This is a genomic window from Microbulbifer mixtoriginis (SeqCode) (assembly GCF_052467515.1).
The window spans coordinates 2253369-2273913 of record NZ_CP174314.1; the positions used below are offsets into that span (position 1 = coordinate 2253369).

The window sequence follows — 20545 nt, forward strand, 5'->3', positions numbered from 1 at the left end:
AAACTGATAAATACCCGCGGGGCTGGCCTGATCTTCAGGCCAGGAGCCCCTAGTAGTTAGAGCCAAAACCCATGCAGTTTTTCTCCACCCTTTCGCCCTCGGTACACCAATATTTATTGGTGACTGGTAACTATTGGTCTTTTACTCTAACTGATGGCGCACTGCGCATGCTGGTGCTTCTGCATTTCCATACCCTGGGGTACACCCCTCTCGAAATAGCCCTACTGTTTCTTTTCTATGAGTTTTTTGGAGTAGTCACCAATTTGGTGGGGGGATGGCTCGGTGCCCGGCTAGGCCTTAATCGCACCATGAATATTGGTCTGGCATTACAGGTTTGCGCTTTAGCTATGTTATTGGTCCCTTCCAGCTATCTCAGTGTGCCTTTGGTTATGGCCGCTCAGGGGATATCTGGCATAGCCAAAGACCTAAACAAGATGAGCGCGAAAAGCTCAATCAAGCTTTTGCTACCTGACAACAATACCCAAGGAACTCTTTATCGCTGGATCGCCCTACTGACTGGCTCCAAGAATGCCCTGAAAGGCATTGGGTTCTTTATGGGGGGAGGCCTACTGGCGCTGCTGGAATTTCGCGGGGCTATATTCGCAATGGCAGTCGCTCTCGCCTCAGTATTGCTTTTGAGTAAGAAATTTTTACGAAAAGATTTGGGTAAAACGAAAGTGAAAGCCCGCTTTCAAGATGTATTTTCTAAGAGTCGCCCGGTGAATATCCTTGCGGCAGCAAGACTGTTCCTATTTGCATCTCGTGATGTTTGGTTTGTAATCGCCCTGCCTGTTTTCCTGGCGAGCGAATTCGATTGGGGCCACTGGCAAGTCGGTGCATTCCTAGCCTGCTGGATCATCGGTTATGGCGCAGCACAAGCCTTTGCCCCAAGGATCACTGGAAGTTTTTCTTCGGCACTGCCTGATGGCCGAACCGCCCTATTGTGGGGCTGCGCATTAACTCTGATACCTGCGCTGATTGCCTTCTCACTCTATATCGGCTTCCACCCTCAACTCAGCATTTTGTTGGGCCTCATGGTATTCGCTCTGTTATTTGCAGTGAACTCTTCTGTGCACAGCTACTTGATCGTCGCTTATGCCAGAGAAGATAGCGTTTCTATGGATGTGGGGTTTTACTACATGGCTAACGCTCTGGGCCGCCTTACCGGAACTCTGTTGTCGGGCTGGATTTTCCAGATTGCCGGTTTACAAGCTTGCCTGTTGGTATCCACGTGCTTGCTGTTTTTGGCAACCTTCATTTCGCTTGCATTGCCAAAACACAACGAAGAAGACAACCCGATGATCAATGCAGTAACTTAATCAGATAGCTGATTAGAGGCTTTCAATTGAAAGTATGACCAATGGTTCCACCCTCGCTATGGGGTGGAATTCCCCGGGGGGATCACAGCCAGCCAATAACAAGAGAGCTCCGGACCACAATATCCAAGATAAACGACTACACATAAGCTACCACTTAGGACCCGCAGTAAACGACCATACCGGTTATTACTCAGACTCCAAACTATCAGGCCATCTCTATGGATGGGTACATTGTTATAGGCAGAAGATTAGAAAACCGAGCGCCAAATTTCTATGCCAAATTGGCATCAAATTCTGCCAATACACCAGGGTAAAATCTTGGCAGGGTTATATATGCAAATTACTCAGTACAATAAACATTCAGATTCCCTTAGAAGGATCTCCAAAATTTATATAAACATCGATTGCGGGAACGGCACGGAAATCTGGCGCCAATACTAGCCTCAATACTCTGTCAGGTGCGGAGAACTTTTTAGCTCAATAGCGCTTACATAGGTATGAAAGACCAAGATTATCAGCCCCCTGCAACTTTTCAGATACTGGACTTAATCGCCAGTAAAGCCTTTTATATCTTTGAGGATGCGATTAGGTAAAGTAATTTCCTCACTAGAGTCATAAATAAAACCTTAATGCAGGCACAACTGATTTTCAAAAATACATTCCTGGTCTCGGCAACATTATCAAGGGTCAAACAGAGCACTCTGGCTTTATGGTTATCGACCAACGAACACATAGTAGAGCCATTTAAATCACGGGCAAGGTAAATGACTTTATAAGAGTACTTGTTTCACTGATTACCCGTAGTCATCCTAATCAGTGTACGGTCTTTCTTTATAAAGTGATGATAAAGGGCTGCCAGGAAGTGTCCCAAAATAAGTAACCAGATAAGCCATTCACCCAGCACTTCCTTATGAATGAAATCGATAGGTTCCTCGAACTGTTTGAAGGTCAAGCCCATTTTATTCTGAACAAGGTGGGCAAAAAGGGAAGTGTCAGCAAACTGAGGGATTTCAAACAGGAAAAAGTACTCAGTATTCACCCCAGTTCCTAGGTATCCGGTTAATGGTGCAAGTATCATGACTACATATAACAGAAAATGGCCTGTATGCGCGGCAAAGTGCTCCAGCCTGGAGCCAGGTTCCAGTTTCGGAGTGGGATTAGTCAAACGCCAAAATATCCGTAACAGTACAAAAGCACCAATCGTTATGCCAATAGACAAGTGCAGCTGTAAGGCAATCCAGTTTGCTGGGGTATCCTCTTCAGTAAACCATTGGAGGTAATAGACACTGACGTAAGATCCTAGAATTAAGAATGCTATTATCCAATGAAGCCACTTGGCAACTGCCCCATATTCATAGATAGTATTTCGGGCGCCCATAGAATGCCTTCTTTATAAATTTTGCAGCCTAAAACACTATAAACCTAAAGCTGGCCAGGGGCCTTATAATACAGCTTCAATCATGAATACTTAGGGGGGTGTGGGCGCCTTTTCTATGCCCCCTATAGATCACAGCGCTTTGAGTAGAGGATTTCGATTCATAAAAACCTAAAGAATTAAATTGCGTAAAACATCATATTGATGCCTGCAGTGACTTTCTTATTCCTGCAAAAAAGAACAATACGCCTATTGTTTGAACCATATGATAAAGACTATTGTGGTTAAACGTCCAAATAAACGTAAACTCCAAAGCTGTTCTGACTTGCAATACCACAGCCAGGAGAGAAACAAACCCGCCAATAACCATATACCAAGCCCCAGGTAAACGCCCCATAACCCCCATCCATGTATAACCAATAACAACAGGAATCATCACTAACGCTTGATAACCCACAAATACTATGAAACCATCAATTCTAGATACTGCAATGAAATAAAATATCAGGCCAATTAAAAATATGTAGGGCAATAACTTTCTTGATATTCGCTCACCGGCAAGATCACCAATAATAGCGAGTGTAAACGACACCAGAAAAAGACCGAGAAAAAAAAATAAAACATGCCACATGAATATTCTTTCAGGTCCGGCAATCTGAAAACCATGAATTACCGAACCCAATAGGCCAACGACAAACATCACCCCAAAGAAACAAATCCAGCAATTTCTCTTCCAGCTAGACTTGAATTCCGGCCTAATAAAATAAAGAAATATAAACAACGCCAATACAGCCAATACCAAGTCTGTTATTGCCGAAACTTGTTCAGTAGGTACATCTGTTAATTTAAGCACCTATTTCACATCCCTTCAACGCAGCATATTTATATGGAAAATATCACGCAATATCGCATCACCTATCAAACCGTAAAAGCCACCCATAACAGCAATGGCAACACTAGCCGACACCGAACGACCAGCCTCATTACAACCAATACCAAAGCGCCAGGGTTAAATTAATCATCATCATGATAAAGTCCATAATAAATATAAACTTCATCACACCTTTCACTTTCCAAGGCCCACCCCCTTTTCGGTTCTTTAGCGCGACTGGCAAGTTATAAATAAACTGAGAACCATGTGTAACAGAAAAAACAAAAAGCAATATAGATCTTTGAATATCCCCGGAAAAGGAGGCGTGATTAACCAATAAAAGAATACTCATTAGCGCCAATGAAAAATTAAACCCGCCCAGAAATTTACCTGACTCAGCCAGAATTCCAAAGACAGGGGTATCCCTATGCTCTCTAGGAACAACCAGCTTGGCAAAAATCTTTCCCCGCAAGGAGAAAACATTGAAACCCATTAAAAACCAAATAGTATTTAGCACTAAAACCAGCTCAAAGATCACGTTACTCTCCAAATTTATTATAATAATTGCTTGTGATTACATACGGCTATATACAGTACAGCGTCATCTATTTAGAACCATGTAAAGATGTTTTTTCAGGAGTTACTTAATACAGGCCAGCGCTCCACGATCTCCCCTTTGTCATACACAGCTATATCCCCAAACTGAAGAAATACAGACTCACTTTGTGTTGGTCGCAAGAAAACCCAGTCATCCTCTTGTAGGACAACCTGATTGGAAGCATTGAGCATTTCCTGATTTGTAGAGCGTCCATAAATAGGATTGATCGAAAGACCTTCTGGAGATTCGGGCAGCGCCTTCCAATACCCCCCAGAGATAAAGAATGTCTGCTCGCGATTTGGGTTTAACCAGCGCATCGTACCCGTTAGTTTCTCCAAACCAGGAATTTGAGTCTGCGGTAACTTCTTCAATACTGGGCTGGCGATAAATGCAGCCGCCTTGTGATCACTGAGGGTGGGGATATCAAAATCTGTAGGTTTAACAAGACAGGAACCTGCCGCCAGCTCATTACAGGGTGCACTATCTGAGCGTGATTTATAAAGCTGGTAAGTCGGGCTGCCGGCGCCATTCAACGTCAACCTTTTAGGATACTGGTCACCCAACAATTGTTTAGCGTGCTCAAGCCTCTGAGTATAAATCTCCAAACCGCGATCAATGGCTTTCTCTGGGCCACCTAAAATACCCGGCATCTTAGCCGCATGGGCGTCATAGCCCATAAATCCTGACAGAGTAAGCAGTGGTTCTGTCTTAATAATATTGAGCATTTCAGTAAGGTCCCGAGCATCGCTGACTCCACCGCGGTGCAACCCCACATCCAACTCGATATTGATTTGTAACCTTTGCTCAAGGCTACCGGCTAGTGCCGCATACTGTTGTAGCCGCCGAGGGCTATCAATCAGCCACTGAAGTTGTGTTCTAGGGTCAAATCCACTGGTTGTTGGGCGGCTATAAAAGCTCTTGGCCGCAGCAATCGGAAGAGGCTTACCCAGCAAAATATCTGCCTGTGGTTGTGACTGGGCCAACTGTTGCAAAAAAGGTAGATGGAAAACCATATACCGCTGCGTACCAGTCTGTTTGGCAACCGCCTCCAGTAACCCCAGAGCTGGTAACGATTTGGCAACAATTCGATAGTCAAAGTGCCCATTTAGATGCCCAGAAAGTACAGTCGCATTGGCTCTCAGGCGGTTTAAATCCACTACCATTGTGGGACCAGAGAAACCTGCGGAATCCAGAGCCTTAGAGAGACTTTGAAAATAGTTAGTGTGCCCCCCCTGCCCCAAAGCTTTAGGCCTTAACAAAGGAAATGCGGCCGCAACCCCCAATGCCGCTCCGCCCAGTAAAAATTTTCTCCGCGTTTTCTGCACAGTTCGCTCCCCTAGTCTCTCTTCAGCCCTGAGATGAATAAGGGCCCTATCAACCAATTAGTTTCTTCAGGTACGGGTTTAAAAATTTTCCTTTAGGGTCAAGCTCACGTCTTACCTCAAGAAAATCCTGCCAGCGGGGGTATAAACCAGCCAGGTCCTGCCGGTGCAAGGTATTAAGTTTCCCCCAGTGCGGTCTGCCGCCATGCTTGCGCATAATGGGTTCCAGTGCCTTAAAAAGGGGCTGGTAATCCTCCTCAAAGTAACGGTGTACCGCAATAGATACGGAATCCTGTTGGTAGAAGGGGCTCAACCAAATATCATCCCCCTTTACAAAGCGCACTTCGATAGGAAAGAACACATTAAGATTGTTCTCTTCGATTGTGCGGCGTAGCTCCTCAAAAGCGGCCAGTCCGGCTTCCCTGGGAAGGTGGTATTCCATCTCATTGAAGCGAACATTTCGCTCACTGGCGTAGTTTCGCCAAGAGGACTCCACAACCACCTCCTTTTCAATATCCTCCATTGCAGACTGTAAGGCGTATTGCCGTAATCTGGGCGACCAGCCAAGCCAGTCTCGAACAGTTTTAAGGGTCATTACAGCTTCGTTAGTATCTTCACGCGCGGTAGTAAAGATCTCTTCATCCGTTAGTTGGTGCGTATCAGCCATACACATTCCGGAGAAAGGAATATAGTAAAACTCGAAATTGCGATTTGACTCCGCAAGTGTCTCCGCCTGCTCAAGCACCTCCCCCATGGGAGCCACCCAGGATTCTCGCCGGAGTTTGTAACTGGACTGGTTCTGCATACGCACCTTGGTCACTAACCCCAGGCTACCCAGGGAAACTTTGGCTGCTATGAAAGTCTCTGGGTTTTGCTCTGTATCGCACCACAGAGTGCTGCCATCTGCCGTAACCAGCTCCAATCCCGTTACATAGCTGGACATACAACCTAAACCGGCCCCAGTGCCATGAGTGGCAGTGGCCAGGCATCCGCCGAGAGTTTGCTCATCAATATCCGGCTGATTAATCAAGGCTTGACCAATATCTTCAAGCGGCTGGCCAAGATCGGCTATACGTGTACCCGCGTAAATCGTAGCCTGGGTGGTTTCGCTACTATAATCGGCCACACCGCTAATACGCCCGAGCGAGAGAATGGTGTCATCGGTGGGTACCAAGGCCGTGAAGGAGTGCCCAGCCCCCACAGCTCTAACAGCACCTTTAGCATCAGCTACACGTTGCTGTAGTTCGGCGATTGTCTTTGGTGCCAGACGTTCACTGGGCAGGCAGTCTTGCGAACCAGACCAGTTGCGCCAGCGGATACCCTTACGCTTTACTGGGCCACTCGCCTGTACCAAGGTGCGTGCCATAGAGGAGATTGGAGTAGCAGCGATAGCTGTAGAACCAGCGGCAATAGTTGTAATAAAGCGGCGACGTGACTGCTGCATAATCCCTTACTCCGCAGAGGCCATAAAGGCAATTAACTGTTCAAACTGCTCCGGTGAGCACTCGAAACAAAGGCCCAGTGGCGGCATCCCCTGGAAACCATTAATCGCGTTTTCAACCAATACATCCATTCCCTTGTCGAGACGCGGTTCCCAGCCGGCAATGTCCCCAGTGAGTGGCGCAGCGCTGACCCCAGTGCTGTGACAGCTGCGACAGGTTCGCTGATAGATTTCAGCAATTTCTGGATCAGCGGGCGCCAAAGTCAGCGCTTGTTGGGCTAAGGCCAAACGGTTTTTAGGGCTACTGTCGCTGGATTCCGAGCAACCACTCGTCAGTAAAGCCACAATAAGGGGGGCGCAGAAGAGCCTAAGGCTCCGGTGAGGTCCTACCAGTTCCATGTATGTACACCTACTACATTATTGTTAATATTTCCCAGGCTCTGGAGCCTGAGGTGGGCGTTGTGTACTTAAACTGCAACCATTGTTAATCAGGCTGGCAGCTAAGACAACAAGCGGAACTGCTCAGTCTATTATTGATTTTAAAATTTACTAATCCTGTATCCACTCATATCACCAATCCTTTATTATTCCGGCAATTGCTTTCTAGTACGCTTGCCCAACCTTTTATTTTGGCCATAGCCCGTTAAAGCTCTTTCTATCTTACTTATTGATGAAATGACAATTAGTATCTATTACTGAAGTCTTTTATCCGTCCGGTAGGCGCCAAATAAAATCGCTTAAATATTGCTAGTAATATTTGTCAATTAAGGAGGCCTCATAATTAATTAAAAATCGTTCCCCTTATCACGCACAACCAATAGACCGATATCCGAGATACACCATTGATAGAAAAATAAAATCGGACAATTTAAATAACGGATAACAATAAATGAAAAATAAACTATTAAGATCAGCTCTTATCGTAGGAAGCCTGGGCCTAAGCGCTTCTGCTTCAGCAATAACTTTGTCAGAAATATGGGATATTCTGGTTAGTTCCAGCACTCAGGTAGGTTTTACCGGCACTGTGGGCAATCAAGCCTATAGCAGGCCGGGAAGCTTGGCTGGGCAAAGTGGCCAAATTAGAGTAATGGCAGCCAACATAAAGGGCTTTCCTGAAGGTTTACAGGGTATTTCTGATGGCCAGGCATCTCTATTTTCATCCACCTATATTGCTGGGCAGGCCTACGATATTGTCGGACTCCAGGAAAACTGGGTCAGAAATTACGCGGTGATGTCTCCCCTTAGCCAAACAGAATATCCTTATCGAAGTGATCATTTCCAGGGCGGGGTCTTCAGTTTTGGCGATGGTTTAAGCACTATCAGCAAACACCCTATTAATGGAAGGCAGCTGCATGTTGAGTATTCAAGCTGTAAGGGTACCTACTCAGACTTTATCGCAAACGGCTCAAGTCCCGATTGTGAGACGGAAAAAGGCTTCACCTTCACTGAAGTTCAGCTAGCCAAGGACCTAAAAGTACACTTTTACAATACTCACATGGACACCAGTAACGGCCAGGAGAAAACAGGCCAGTTCAACCAGCTCAAACATTTTATTCAACAAAATTCGGCCGGATATCCAGTGATTGTAATGGGTGACTTTAATGCATGGATTGACAACGGCGGCTGGCAGCCAGGACCTAATCAGTCGGAGTTGGGGCGCTGGGCTTCCGAGTTGGGCTTAACCTGGTCCTGTAGCCAGGTAAGTTATGCCGCAGGTAATACGAATATTAACGATGTAAAGGGCCCCTGTAAGGGTGTTGACCATATTGCTTTTCGCGGCAACTCGCAAATTAGCTTCTCTACCAACCGGTATGATGAAGTCCACCAGAGCATCAGTGATCACAACCCCATTACGGCAACATTAAGTTGGACCAATCACGCTGCCGCCTATTCATCCACTTATGCGAGGGCACATACAGCTTCCCTGCTTAATACCCACCACAACACACGCATTCAGGCTGTCTACGGTGGTAACGATGAGGCAAAAAATATGCCTGCTGCGGCTGCAGAATGGGAGACTTTTACTCTTGCGCTGGAGCAAAAAGGGAACACCCAGCAGTGGGTGGATCACCGCTGTATTCAGAGTGGTGACACAGTTTCACTGCGCGCCCATAACGGTCATTACTTACGTGCCACTCCACATAACAACCATAATGTCGATGTAAGAGCCAGTGTGCTTTTAGGCTGGGAGAAATTTGTCCTTTACAACCATTCCAACGGATGGGCCTGCTTGAATCAAAATGACAAAATCACTTTGAAAACAGCCCACGGAAAATATGTGATGGCGGACGCAAATCGTAACCTGTCCGCTTCAGATAATCAGTTAGCCTGGGAGTTCTTCCAGATTGAGCTTGGAAGATAGTATGTCTTCAAATACTTCCAAACAGTTGCTTTTGCGCTCACATGCTCAAGGAGAAGTAGCTCTAAACTAATGTCCAGTTTTTAGAAGCAATTCGGGCTTGGCGGGCACTTTAATTGTCAAAAGAGCTCGAATTGCATTATTTAGAATCTACCATCCTTAAGCCGGTATTTAGGAAAACTCCTTCACGCAATGAGCGATGGATGCTAGTTTCCCTTATCTCGTGGAGGCTAACACCACAATAAGACCACTAGATTAATTATCGATCGACCATCTTCAATGATCTTCCACCCAAAACTTTGTTAAGTACGGCAGCTAAGCGCACACCACCTTGCTGTAGACGCATTTCTAAGGAATCCCTGCAGCGCAAGAAGTACTTTTCCCCCAATTGAGTTTCATTGGTATATGCCAGTTTATGAGCCAACTGATGGGACTCCTTTGCCCAGTCTGTTGCATCTGTAGACTGCCAAAGCTGGCTCTGGACTGCACCAATTTTTTCTGTCTGTTCTTTTGCATAACCCTGCCAATCGGTAACCACTCTTGAGACAAGATGGATATCCCAAAGAGCGTGTAAATTGGTCTCCTCTCCATAAAAGTGCACGAATACATCGTTGCCACCACGATCCGAATAAAGACCTGTGTGCAGCGGCTGATGAAGATCCCCTACAAAGTGCGCAATAAACATTAAGGCCTCGGCACGCTCTGTCCCTGACCGGGTGCGATCTGCAAGAACTTCTTCAAACTGCTGAATGGCTTTGACAATACACCCTGTTGGAGGGCAATCCCTCTCCGCTTCATAGCGGTTCCAGTCACGGGATAGATTGATATAGTGCATGGGCGCTGCCCAATTATATTGCTCGTTGGAACGAATACGATCCGCCCAGGTAGCTGACTCTGCCAGATGTGGTTCCCCAACCTCATCAAGTAACAATTCAACTTCTGCGGCTACATTAGGTGCCAAATAATGCCAAGCGATTTCTCCAACCACTCTATGGCCATCATCTCCCCAAGCATGGGATTTTAGGGTGCTGAGCAGCCCAACCAATAGAATATTTATACAAATTATTTTTTTTAGGTTAATCATCTCAATCATCCACTGCAGAAATTTGCGGCAAGCTTAATAAACATTTGTGACAAATTGGTCTGCATCAATGCCATCTCACGAACCTGTTACAAAATTGCAACAAATCGTTAACCAGCCCTTCAATTTCACCCGCTAAAAAGCACTCTGGCCGAGACCTGGGGATGAGTCTCGGGAGCCGATTACAACCAGTTCTCTCAAAGCCACGCTGTTGGCCCACTTAAAGACCAGGATTTAGTTATGAAACCTTCTATCTTCCGGCGCATGTGCTTATCCGCCGCGATTATCTCCGCGATTGGTTCAACACATGTCTCTTACGCTCAGGAAACTGCCGCAGCCATTCGCGGCTCTATTACTGGTAGCGCAGGCGAAGCCATCAGCGATGCAAAAATTACTGTAGTGCACGCGCCATCCAATAGTCGGCGAGTGGCCGAGGTAGGAGAATCAGGACAGTTTAATCTCAGTGGTTTGCGTGTAGGAGGCCCTTATACCGTCACAATTGAAACCGAACAGGGGGATCGTACCTTTGAAGATATTTATCTCTCAGTAGGCGATACCCTTCCCCTGATGGTATCCCTCAACACAAGTAACTTTGAAGAAGTCACCGTGCTTGGCCAAGCTATCACTACTTCCCGACTGGCGGTAGGCCCGGCATCTCACTTCAATAGCGATGACTTAGCCAGTGCACCCGCAGTAAACCGCGATATCAAGGACTTGCTACGTCTGGACCCACGAGTTTACATCGACGAAGCCAGCTATGACTCTATTCAATGTACTGGCGCCAACCCGCGCTTCAACAGCCTTACTGTTGACGGGGTGCGCATGAATGACAACTTTGGCTTGAATAGCAATGGCTATCCAACAGAGCGCATGCCCTTCTCATACGATGCAATCGAGCAAGTTGCTGTAGAGCTGGCTCCATTCGATGTGCAATACGGCGGATTCAGCGCCTGTAACATCAATGCAGTGACCAAATCCGGCAGCAATGAGTGGCATGGTTCATTCTTTTATGACTATACCGATGATGGTTTCCGTGGAGACTCTCTTGAGGGTGAAGACTTCCCTGTAGCCAGTTTTGATGAAAAGCGCTACAACGCTACCTTAGGTGGAGCCATTATCCAGGACAAACTCTTTTTCTTCACCGCTTACGAAAAGCTAGAAGGTGTCGCTACTTTTGACCGGGGACCAACAGGCAGTAATTCTCCCTCTGAGGTTGAGGGCGTATCTCAGGAGCAGCTGCAGGAAATCGTGCGCATCGCGAATGATGTGTACGATTATAACCCTGGCGGGCTCCCCTCAAGCCTGCCGGAAGAAGATGAGAAATTGCTGATCAAGCTAGACTGGAATATCAGCGATAATCATCGAGCCTCTCTTACCTATAACTACAACGATGGCTACTCTATTGCCGAATCCGACGACGACTACAATGAGCTAGAGCTATCCAATCATTATTATGAGCGCGGTGCCGAACTGAATTCTTATATTGTTCAGCTGTTTTCCGATTGGAGCGATATCTTTTCTACAGAAATGAAGATCGGTTATTCAGAGTTGGATAACTGGCAACTCTCTCTCGGTGGTACTGAATTTGGTGAAGTCCAGGTCACCAGTAAGGACGAAGAAGGCCTAAAGAGCGCAACGGTTTACTTGGGATCTGATGACTCCCGCCATGCCAATAAGCTGAGTTACGATAATTTGAGCATAAAACTCGCCGGGCGCTTATTGCTGGGTGAGCACAATCTCACCGCCGGCTACGAACATGAAAGTTTCGATGTATTTAACCTGTTTATTCAGGAAGCACAGGGGGAGTACCGGTTTGCTAGTATCGAAGATTTTGAAAACGGCGTTGCCAGCAAAATTATCTATGAAAATGCTGCCATCACCAATAATCCCTTGGATGCTGCAGCAGAGTTTGCTTATGACATCGATACTTTCTACCTGCAGGATGAATACACTTTTGCCGAAGTTGATCTCACAGTCGTAGCAGGCTTGCGCTATGACCGCTACAGCAGCAACGATAGGCCGGTGAAGAATCTGGATATCACAGAAACGTACGGTTTCAGTAACCAGCATAATATGGATGGCATAGACCTTTTACAGCCACGTCTCGGTCTCAACTGGAATGTCAATGACAGCCTGGAGCTACACGGTGGCCTGGGCCTATATTCTGGTGGCAATCCCAACGTTTGGATTTCCAACAATTATTCCAACAACGGGGTATTGCAGATAGAAACCACCGATAGTAGTGGAACCCCGCTCTTCGATATGGACTGGACTGGCAGTGGCCGCCCCATCTATGACATACCGCAAAATCTATATGACCAGGTTGCCAATGGAGAAGGAAGATCCGGTGGCGTCAATCTAATGGACCCGGATTTCGAAATCCCTTCAGTTTGGAAGTATGCCATCGGTGCTAGTTACGAGTTTGAATCCGGCTATTTGCTTTCTGCTGACTACCTCTATAGCGACTATAAAGATGCAGCCATTGTCCGCGATATATCCCTGCAACAAGTGGATACTGCTGTGGATGAGCGCCCAATTTATGAAAGCGCCAATGGTCGTAGCGGAGACTTTATGCTCACTAACGTAAAAGGAGATTCCGGTTTTTCCAGCGTTCTATCCCTGGGTCTAAGCAAGTCCTTCGACTTTGGTCTCAATGTAGCCTTGGGCTATGCCTACACAGAAGCCGAGGATGTGAATCCAATGACCAGTTCTGTGGCTTGGTCTAACTACACCAAAATTGCAACTATCGATGCCGAGAATCCGGGGGCCGCTACCTCCAACTATGTGGTACCCCACCGCTTCACTCTCAAAATGGACTACGCTCACGAGTTTTTTGCAGGCTATGAAACGCGCTTTACCTTGTTTGGCAGTGCAAATGAAGGGCTACCCTATAGCTATACTTTTGGCGGCGGCTTATTTGGCGATGCAGGCTCCGGCCGCAGCCTACTGTACATCCCAACCGGTAGCGATGACGCAAATGTAGTATTTGCTGAAGACTTCGATACTGAAGCCTTTTTCGCTTTTGTTGATTCTGAAGATCTTGATCGCGGTCAGATTATGGAACGAAATGAAATCCATAGTGATTGGTGGACCAAGTTCGACCTACGAATTGACCAGGAATTACCCGGTTGGCGCGCGGATGACAGGATCAACGCCTACTTTATCGTAGAAAATCTGGGGAACTTGATTAACGATGATTGGGGCGTGATGTATGAAGGAGACTTCCCGCGCTATCAGGCCGCTGTAGAGGCTGATATCGATGATCAAGGCCGCTACGTATTCAATAAATTCTTAGAGCCATCAGGCCAGACACGGGTTGCTGAACCATCTTATTGGAGCGCTCGTATAGGCGTTCGCTACGAATTCTAACCATAAGAAAGCCGCGGCAATTGCCGCGGCTTTCTATTATCCAATTATTAAATAATCCTAGTTCAGCAACTCTAGGCGCTACCTAACCAACGGGCCAAGGTTTCCCGTAACAGATCCTTGCTCAGGGGCTTGGTTAGATAATCATCCATTCCTGCCGCTAAACAACGCCCTTCGAATTGTTCTTCCGTGGTACTGGTTAAAGCAACGATTGGTAATCGATCATCAGGCCTGTGCTCTGTTTCCCATCGGCGCAGTATCTCGATTATCTCGGCACTGTGATCGGTATTTTGCTGACAATCTACCAGGGCTAGGTCGTAATGCCCCTCTGATAAACGCAGCAAGGCCTCCTCTCCATTGCTGGCGATATCCACCTGGTAACCGAGTGCCTGCAACATCTCTTCCGTTACCCACTGATGTGGACGGGAGTCCTCCACCAACAGCAGGGAATATTGCCGCGGCTGGTCGGCACCACCTTTTACTACACGCCGAGTAGTTCGCTTGGCGCCGCCAAAGATTCTCTCCACCAGAGTATCGTGTAACTCCTTACGGGTTACCGGTCGTCCCAGGTAGAGAGCTGAAGGTACGAGTCTTTGCAATTCCGCAAAAGAGGACTTTTGACCAAAGCCGCCCAGGCATATCAATGGGCAATCACGGTCCTCAGCATGAGTCTTTTCAAAGAATGGTGTAACTGATTCAAAGAGTATCTCATCGCCCATGGCGGGCACCAACATGATCAGTTGCCCTCGCTCCAAAGCCTGCTGAAGGAGCTGCTGTACTTCACACTCGCAACCTTCACACCAGCGCTGGGACTTTACGTCCATACCAAAGGAGCGCAGCATCTGCATCAAGCCGGAAATAAACAGGCCTTTTTGGTGTATCAGTAAAACCTCACTATCCTGCAAACGGCGGTCCGGGGTTAAGTAGGTACGCTGATTAGGTTCAATAGTAAATTTGACTACGACCTGGTAGCGGTTACCGTCTTGATTGGAGTGCAGTTGTAGATACCCCCCCATAGCTTCCGCCAGACCCTTGGCGATAGACAGCCCTAAACCTGTAGTTACCTGATTGGTATCCATTCTGGAAAAAGCACCAAACAGCTCACTCTCATCGGGCAGGATTTCACCGCGGCCGTCATCTTTCAGAGTAATATTCAACTGCCCTTCTACAGAGGTGATCGGGGTAAAACTCACTTCGCCCCAAAGCTCTCCCCGTTGGGCAATTCCCGTAGCCGAGTCCACCAGATTGCGAATCAACTGAGCTGTTTTACGATTATCGCCAGTGACCATCACCGGCAGGCTGTCATCAATCTGAAAGTTAAATTCCAAAGACTGACTATGGGCTGCTCGCGCAGCGAACTTGAAGGACTTTTCAATGGTTTTGACCAGGTTAAATGGCCCCTGGCGCATACGGATATCTTTGCGAGCAACGCGGGTAAAGAGCCCCACATTGTCCACTAGCTTAAGCTGTTGGCTGCTGGCATTTTTGGCCAGCCCCACCCACTCTTTTTGACGCTCGCTGAGCGGTTCTGCCTCCAAAAGAGACAAGGCCCCCAAGGCATCAGAAAGCTGGCTGCGGAATTCCTGACCAATATTAACAATAAATTCATTCGTCAATTCAACGGCCGCTTCAGAGTGCTTTCGTGCTGCAGCCAGGCTGCTCGCACGCTGCTGCAACTCCTGCATAGCCGACAGGCGTTCCCAATAATTCTCCGACTCTCGCCGCCCCTGGTGAGCGGTCAGCCAGATAAAGGCCAGAGTGAGCGTCCCGTAAATAGTACCGAGGATCATGCCAGAGAAAAGAGCCATCAATGCCGCTGGCAGTAGAGAAGTAACCGTAAACCAAGTGAGAAAACGGTGATAAGGCGAGAATACCGTGGTCACGCTGGAGCAAAAGATGACGGTATAGATCCACAGAAAGTGGGTCTCTGGGGCAAACCCCATATAGTAAACAAAATAGAATAAAGTCAGGCCCCACCAGATAGAGCCAAGAATCGATACAAAAAAGTAATGATTACGCCAGCGATTGGGTCCCGAACTATACAAATGACCAAAACGAAAAACGTAGTAACCGCGGATCAGCGTGAGAACCACTAACCCGGCCCCTAGAATCAGCAATAAGCGCGGAGCTTCCAGGCGCATATCACCGATGGTGGCCGCGATCAAAAATGCACAGAATGAGAGCACCATGCCTCGCCGGCTATATTTGGCGATACGCATATCGGTGGCACGGCAAATACGCCGATCCTTCTGCACCTTGAGTTCAGGGCGATCAAATAATGTCATAGCGACCTTCCCTGGAGCATTGGGTATCCGGTGACATAGAGGTCCCTAGCCTATCCCAAGTACTTCAACCAGTACTGTTTTTATAATAAAGCCGAGCAGTCCAAGACCGAGTGCCAGAAACAGGATAAAGGTGCCAAACCTACCCGCTTTAGAATCCTTGGCCAGGTTCCAGACGATAAACACCATAAATAAGATTAGTGCGCCAATTCCCAACCACAGGGAATACTCTTCAAACTGCTCAAAAGTCATGCAAATCTTCGCTTGTAAAAATTGGCGCGCATTGTACAGCGCTTAACAACTACAGGTAAGACTTGGCCGAATACAGTCGGTCAGCTCACCCATTAACATGACTGGCAGTTCAAGCACCCTGATAATAGTCACCATCTTCCTGCGCGTGGGTTCCACAGCGCAAACGACGCACTTCCTTCTCACGATAGCGGCTATCGTGCCAACATCTTGGTAGTGGCTCACCAGACAGAAAACACAAGTCTGTTTTATCGAAAACTTCTGGGTCTTGTACCTCTTCCCCCCACAGATAGCGGCCAACTACCGTGAGCTCATAGGGATTCGAGAGCGTGACAACATCTGCCACCTCAACCAAGTGCTTGGTGGTTACATCTTTAAAAAGCATAGTGGCACCTTTTTCCACTTCCCATCTTCAGTATAGGGCTTTTGGCGACAATTCTGGCTAAATTAGGGTTTATTGAAATGATGTAAAAAAGAAATGCAGCTACAGGGCAAGGAGGAGCACATAATTGTAAAGAGCTTGTGATCTGCAGAACACATATGGATTGATAAGGAGAAGCCTAATCTTATCCGGACTTCTCCAAATTCTATAAAAAAAGATAGGGCTCCTTTAGCCCTCAATAGTCAGACGAGCGGAAACCATACCCTGCTCCGGCAAAGCATCAAGGTTGATGGTGCGAACACCCAATTGTTCTTTCATCAACTGGTTTAGCCATGGCTGAAGATCCTGATAGCGCACCTCTTCAACCCATAGACGAATACGATTTTCCCCTTCGGGCTCAAATCGTTTAATCGTGACCCGGTTTTGCTTGGCCGCATTGGTTACCCGCTGCAACAAAGTGCCGGAAGCTTGGCCGCCCCCACTATTGGGTTTAACACGGGAGAGCACGGGTCGCTGGGACTCCATCCACAGAACCAGCTCCTGTGACTCCTCTGCTCGCGCGCGCGACTCATCGAAAAAACCTTTGGCCGGACTGTAAAGGCCATAGACAATAAAAAGCACCCCGGCAAAAAGACTAAGGATGCTTAAGGCGCGTTGATCACTGGGTGACAGCGCCTGCCACTTCTGTTTCCACTGCTCGATTTGTTCTTTCATTCTGCTCTAAATACCGAATTCTTTCGCCTTATACCTTGCGCCTCTAGCGCACACGCACCCGCCCGGATACGCCCTTCTTCAACTCATTGGCACCAAGTAAATCTGCACGCAAACCATTGCCAGACAGCTTGCTGACAAAAGTGTCCAAATCTGAGAGGTTCTGTGCCTTAAGCTGCAATACCATTTCACCGCGCTGGCCATCAAAGCGAAGTGATTGAAGTTGCAACTCTTTACCTCGCTGTTGAGTCCATACTTTGCTGAGCTGTTGCATATGGGTGGTAAAGGCGCCGCCCTGATTCCCCGCATTTTTTAAGAAGCCATTTAGCTGCCTACGCAGCTGGGCCGAGGGACGTACATTGGGGAACATCTCCGTGAACATGGCTCTAGCCTGCTCTTCTGCCTGCTCGGCCTGCCAGTGGTAGTAGGCCCCAGCACCGACAAAAAACAGAAGTTGTGCGGCAAAACAGAAGGCGGCTACTTTGGCCGGCTTTAGCCACCATACCGACTCAGTTTTGCCGCTGGCTAGTTGATAATCGCCACTGAGCAAATTACTAAGTTTGCCGGGCTTATAACGCTCGAGAAAAACTTCTTCAGGTGGGCGCTGATTGACTTGTAGGCGATCGGCAAAAAGTGATTCCAGCTCGGCAACAACAAGACCGTCCTCTTCACCGCCACCCAGTAATAGGAGTTCTTTGCCCTCTTCCCCTTCCTCCTCATCAGCACCTTCTTCAGAAGTAATATCTGCGCCAAGAAGGGAGCCTAACAGAGGCTGGAGGTATTCGCGGCGGATCGACAATCCCTGCCCTGTCGACTGCCAAAAATGAGCCTGCTCTCCATCCAACCAAAGGGAAAGGTCAATATCGAGTAGATCCAATAGTAAATATTCTGGTAATGCCTCAGCCAAAGGCCAGCCGAGTCGCTCCACCTGACTGTGCAAAATTTCCATCTTGTCTTTGGAAATCGCGTAAATGCTACAGATATCACCATTGCGAGGCGCACAGACAAAATGCAGATCTTCTACATCCTCTGCAAGCTGCTCTTCGACCATATAACCAATAGCGTTGGCCTGACGTCTAGCTGCTTTGGGGATAGATTCAACGCCACTCCAAACCCAGTTACCAGGCAGAAGTAGCAGCGCCTTACTGCCCTCTGGCAAGTTCAACGCTGGGTGGATGTCGGGTACAGCCGATGCCTCAAACTCTGGATTGAAGGCTGAAAGGAATTCATCATCCAGAGCAGCTTCACACCAAGAGCCATTCTCCCACTGATGTAAGGTGAGCCCACCGGCGCCAGTTTCAGAGAGCCGCAGCAAGACCAAAGCTGGCTTGGGTGGCACTGCAGGCATGCCGATTTCATTTACGCTTTTCTTTTTAAACATACAATCTTATTGGCTATCTACTATCTAGACTCGCTACGGTGCCTTGTAGTCGAGTAATTCCTGCATCATTGCACCAGAAAAAGTGCGCCGCTGGCGCTGTACAACTTTGACTTCACCGTCCCCGGCCTCATCGAGCCATAGAGACGTCTCCCAATACTGGCGGTAGTCTTCACTATCTCCCAGTTGGACAGCAATACGCGCCAGAAAGTGCTGGCTATGAAACACAAACTGGTTGGTGTTGTTGAAGCCATGAGAGGACAGATCCCCCGACTGGCTAAGGATGCCGCCAGACTCTCGAAACAGCAGCAACTTACTCACACTCGCGGAGGGGTCCACCGCTTCCAAAAGCTCCTGAGAAGCCAGATTGATATTGATCTTGCTTCCAGTCTCCGGCAGCGCACACAGGAATGGAGCCAGCTTCTGCCAGTCTTCCGGCTCCATACCCTGTACAGAAGACAGTTCCGATATATCACTGATTAAGGTATCTGGGGTGCGATGGGCAAGATCCCTACCGAGATAGCCATCGTCCTCGGTTGCTGAAGAACGCGGTGTGTCGTTGTCATCCATCCAGTCGGCAATAGTCCCGGCTAAGTCTGATTTTCCTGTGACATTGCTCACCAGTCGGCGAAAAATATCAAACTGATCGGTGCCGTTACCGCTATCGACAAGATTATTTACATTAAAGCAAGAGTTTAAGTCTTTGATATTTATGCGTATTTTTCCGTTATCAGGATTGAACTGCAACGCCGGTGCTGCCCAGGCCTCAAGAGCGTGATCGGCAGGTTGGGCAGCGTCTTTATCCTCTTCATAATCCTTGAGTAGCGCCACCCTACTCCAGGCCTCAGCCCCAGCGACAAACTCGGCTAATTGCGAATTAGCTAAAAGAGCACCACTTCGGGTGATGGAAATCTGATCTCGGGTAATGGCGTGCGAGACCAGGGCAATTGCAATCACCATTACAAGTAAAACGGTAATTAAAGCCACGCCCCGCTGGCGGCGAAAAGTCTTTATCGACTTAGAGCCGCTCATCGTTACCACCTCCGCCGGAATCATCCCCACCTGAATTGCCGCCGTTTGAGTTGTTCCCACCTCCATTACCACCGTTGCCGGAATTAGCTCCAGGAGGACTGAACTCTACAGTTGAGAAGGAGAATACGCGGCGTATTTCACCGTACTGACGGGTCATTAACACGATCTCGATAGCCTTTGGCAGGCGGCTATCTGCACTGGTAGTAGATGCTGTAGTACCGGCTGGCGGCCATTGGGCAACCCAGGCATCTGAGCTAGGGTCAAAATACTGTAAAGTCAGGCTCTCCACACCGGCGAGCAGAGGTTCAGCAATTGGCTCGGAATCAGGGCCTCGGTCTAAAACTTGCCAGCGACTGCGCAATAACAAAGCCCCAGGATCTTCCTCATCAGTAAAGGAGCTGCTTCTCTCATCGTCTTCTGGGTAGCCGATACTGTAACCCAGCCGCTGAAGTTCACCCCGGGGCTCACCAATAAGGTTTGCCGCCCCAAGGCGGGTAAATTCGAATTCGTCCTGATCACCGCGCAAAGCAGGTTCATAGCCCGTATAGGCATTTTTAATCGGTCGCGCTGTTACCTGGCGCAGGTCCTCCTCCAGACGATAGAGAGCCATGGAAAAACGGCGCAACTCTTCTGCACGACGCTCAACAACACTGTCGGAATTATGGAAAACTTCTAGAAGGGAAAACGAACCAACACTGATAATCGCCACCAGCACCAGTACGACGAGCACTTCAACCAGAGTAAAGCCTGACTGGCCCTTTATTGGAGAAATCTGCATA

General features: G+C 47.9%; 17 protein-coding genes. 3 read left to right on the forward strand and 14 right to left on the reverse strand.

Annotation, left to right across the window (positions count from 1 at the left end; genetic code table 11):
- The first annotated feature begins 71 nt into the window (after positions 1-71).
- Entirely contained in the window at positions 72-1319 is a 1248-nt protein-coding gene (gene arsJ, locus ACJJIT_RS09580) for an organoarsenical effux MFS transporter ArsJ (protein ID WP_444900811.1), read from the forward strand.
- 787 nt (positions 1320-2106) lie between these two features.
- Here the strand turns inward: arsJ and ACJJIT_RS09585 are convergent.
- The 6 genes from ACJJIT_RS09585 to ACJJIT_RS09610 all read right to left on the reverse strand — a co-directional run bounded on the left by ACJJIT_RS09585 (position 2107) and on the right by ACJJIT_RS09610 (position 7325).
- Positions 2107-2697 carry a cytochrome b gene (locus tag ACJJIT_RS09585; protein ID WP_252085862.1) on the reverse strand — a complete coding sequence of 197 codons (591 nt, stop codon included), beginning with the start codon at positions 2695-2697 and terminating at the stop codon, positions 2107-2109.
- Positions 2698-2890: 193 nt separating this feature from the next.
- Complete coding sequence (locus tag ACJJIT_RS09590) at positions 2891-3547, reverse strand: DUF6962 family protein (protein ID WP_444900812.1); 657 nt, start codon at positions 3545-3547, stop codon at positions 2891-2893.
- Positions 3548-3677: 130 nt separating this feature from the next.
- Entirely contained in the window at positions 3678-4103 is a 426-nt protein-coding gene (locus ACJJIT_RS09595) for a hypothetical protein (protein ID WP_252085860.1), read from the reverse strand.
- Between the two features lie 95 nt (positions 4104-4198).
- Positions 4199-5488 carry a DSD1 family PLP-dependent enzyme gene (locus ACJJIT_RS09600; protein WP_444900813.1) on the reverse strand — a complete coding sequence of 430 codons (1290 nt, stop codon included), beginning with the start codon at positions 5486-5488 and terminating at the stop codon, positions 4199-4201.
- A gap of 49 nt (positions 5489-5537) precedes the next feature.
- The gene (locus ACJJIT_RS09605) at positions 5538-6929 is read right to left on the reverse strand and encodes a D-arabinono-1,4-lactone oxidase (RefSeq protein ID WP_444900814.1); all 1392 of its coding nucleotides are present in this window, start codon (positions 6927-6929) and stop codon (positions 5538-5540) included.
- A gap of 6 nt (positions 6930-6935) precedes the next feature.
- Complete coding sequence (locus ACJJIT_RS09610; RefSeq protein WP_252085857.1) at positions 6936-7325, reverse strand: c-type cytochrome; 390 nt, start codon at positions 7323-7325, stop codon at positions 6936-6938.
- Positions 7326-7815: 490 nt separating this feature from the next.
- Here ACJJIT_RS09610 and ACJJIT_RS09615 point away from each other — a divergent pair, with 490 nt between their 5' ends.
- The gene (locus tag ACJJIT_RS09615; protein ID WP_444900815.1) at positions 7816-9288 is read left to right on the forward strand and encodes an endonuclease/exonuclease/phosphatase family protein; all 1473 of its coding nucleotides are present in this window, start codon (positions 7816-7818) and stop codon (positions 9286-9288) included.
- A gap of 256 nt (positions 9289-9544) precedes the next feature.
- Here ACJJIT_RS09615 and ACJJIT_RS09620 read toward each other — a convergent pair whose 3' ends face one another.
- Positions 9545-10369, reverse strand: coding sequence for a S1/P1 nuclease (locus ACJJIT_RS09620; protein ID WP_444900816.1), 825 nt, complete (start codon positions 10367-10369; stop codon positions 9545-9547).
- 237 nt (positions 10370-10606) lie between these two features.
- On the opposite strand from ACJJIT_RS09620, the gene ACJJIT_RS09625 reads away from it, so the two are divergent.
- The gene (locus tag ACJJIT_RS09625; RefSeq protein WP_444900817.1) at positions 10607-13735 is read left to right on the forward strand and encodes a TonB-dependent receptor; all 3129 of its coding nucleotides are present in this window, start codon (positions 10607-10609) and stop codon (positions 13733-13735) included.
- Positions 13736-13806: 71 nt separating this feature from the next.
- Here the strand turns inward: ACJJIT_RS09625 and ACJJIT_RS09630 are convergent, their stop codons facing one another.
- From ACJJIT_RS09630 to gspJ, 7 genes are all read right to left on the reverse strand, one after another.
- Positions 13807-16017 (reverse strand): response regulator, encoded by a 2211-nt coding sequence (locus tag ACJJIT_RS09630; RefSeq protein WP_252085853.1) that lies wholly within the window; start codon positions 16015-16017, stop codon positions 13807-13809.
- A 45-nt stretch (positions 16018-16062) separates the two neighbouring features.
- Positions 16063-16266 carry a DUF2788 domain-containing protein gene (locus ACJJIT_RS09635; RefSeq protein WP_252085852.1) on the reverse strand — a complete coding sequence of 68 codons (204 nt, stop codon included), beginning with the start codon at positions 16264-16266 and terminating at the stop codon, positions 16063-16065.
- Positions 16267-16375: 109 nt separating this feature from the next.
- On the reverse strand, positions 16376-16648 hold the full coding sequence (locus ACJJIT_RS09640) for an acetyltransferase (RefSeq protein WP_252085851.1): 273 nt from the start codon (positions 16646-16648) through the stop codon (positions 16376-16378).
- 225 nt (positions 16649-16873) lie between these two features.
- Positions 16874-17359 (reverse strand): type II secretion system protein GspM, encoded by a 486-nt coding sequence (gene gspM / locus ACJJIT_RS09645; RefSeq protein ID WP_252085850.1) that lies wholly within the window; start codon positions 17357-17359, stop codon positions 16874-16876.
- Between the two features lie 43 nt (positions 17360-17402).
- Positions 17403-18737, reverse strand: coding sequence for a type II secretion system protein GspL (gene gspL / locus ACJJIT_RS09650; RefSeq protein ID WP_252085849.1), 1335 nt, complete (start codon positions 18735-18737; stop codon positions 17403-17405).
- Positions 18738-18770: 33 nt separating this feature from the next.
- Positions 18771-19826 carry a type II secretion system minor pseudopilin GspK gene (gene gspK / locus ACJJIT_RS09655; RefSeq protein ID WP_252085848.1) on the reverse strand — a complete coding sequence of 352 codons (1056 nt, stop codon included), beginning with the start codon at positions 19824-19826 and terminating at the stop codon, positions 18771-18773.
- Positions 19753-20544: a type II secretion system minor pseudopilin GspJ gene (gene gspJ / locus ACJJIT_RS09660; protein ID WP_444900818.1), complete on the reverse strand. Its 792-nt coding sequence runs from the start codon at positions 20542-20544 to the stop codon at positions 19753-19755. Before gspJ ends, gspK begins: the two co-directional genes overlap by 74 nt.
- Position 20545: the final 1 nt, after the last annotated feature.

Excerpts from the sequence above, each read along its gene's own strand:
- ACJJIT_RS09625 (WP_444900817.1), top strand. The coding sequence starts at position 10,607 with ATGAAACCTTCTATCTTCCGGCGCATGTGCTTATCCGCCGCGATTATC.
- arsJ (WP_444900811.1), top strand. The coding sequence starts at position 72 with ATGCAGTTTTTCTCCACCCTTTCGCCCTCGGTACACCAATATTTATTG.
- ACJJIT_RS09640 (WP_252085851.1), bottom strand. The coding sequence starts at position 16,648 with ATGCTTTTTAAAGATGTAACCACCAAGCACTTGGTTGAGGTGGCAGAT.
- ACJJIT_RS09635 (WP_252085852.1), bottom strand. The coding sequence starts at position 16,266 with ATGACTTTTGAGCAGTTTGAAGAGTATTCCCTGTGGTTGGGAATTGGC.
- gspL (WP_252085849.1), bottom strand. The coding sequence starts at position 18,737 with ATGTTTAAAAAGAAAAGCGTAAATGAAATCGGCATGCCTGCAGTGCCA.
- ACJJIT_RS09630 (WP_252085853.1), bottom strand. The coding sequence starts at position 16,017 with ATGACATTATTTGATCGCCCTGAACTCAAGGTGCAGAAGGATCGGCGT.
- gspM (WP_252085850.1), bottom strand. The coding sequence starts at position 17,359 with ATGAAAGAACAAATCGAGCAGTGGAAACAGAAGTGGCAGGCGCTGTCA.
- ACJJIT_RS09620 (WP_444900816.1), bottom strand. The coding sequence starts at position 10,369 with ATGATTAACCTAAAAAAAATAATTTGTATAAATATTCTATTGGTTGGG.
- ACJJIT_RS09610 (WP_252085857.1), bottom strand. The coding sequence starts at position 7,325 with ATGGAACTGGTAGGACCTCACCGGAGCCTTAGGCTCTTCTGCGCCCCC.
- gspJ (WP_444900818.1), bottom strand. The coding sequence starts at position 20,544 with ATGCAGATTTCTCCAATAAAGGGCCAGTCAGGCTTTACTCTGGTTGAA.
- ACJJIT_RS09605 (WP_444900814.1), bottom strand. The coding sequence starts at position 6,929 with ATGCAGCAGTCACGTCGCCGCTTTATTACAACTATTGCCGCTGGTTCT.
- ACJJIT_RS09585 (WP_252085862.1), bottom strand. The coding sequence starts at position 2,697 with ATGGGCGCCCGAAATACTATCTATGAATATGGGGCAGTTGCCAAGTGG.
- ACJJIT_RS09615 (WP_444900815.1), top strand. The coding sequence starts at position 7,816 with ATGAAAAATAAACTATTAAGATCAGCTCTTATCGTAGGAAGCCTGGGC.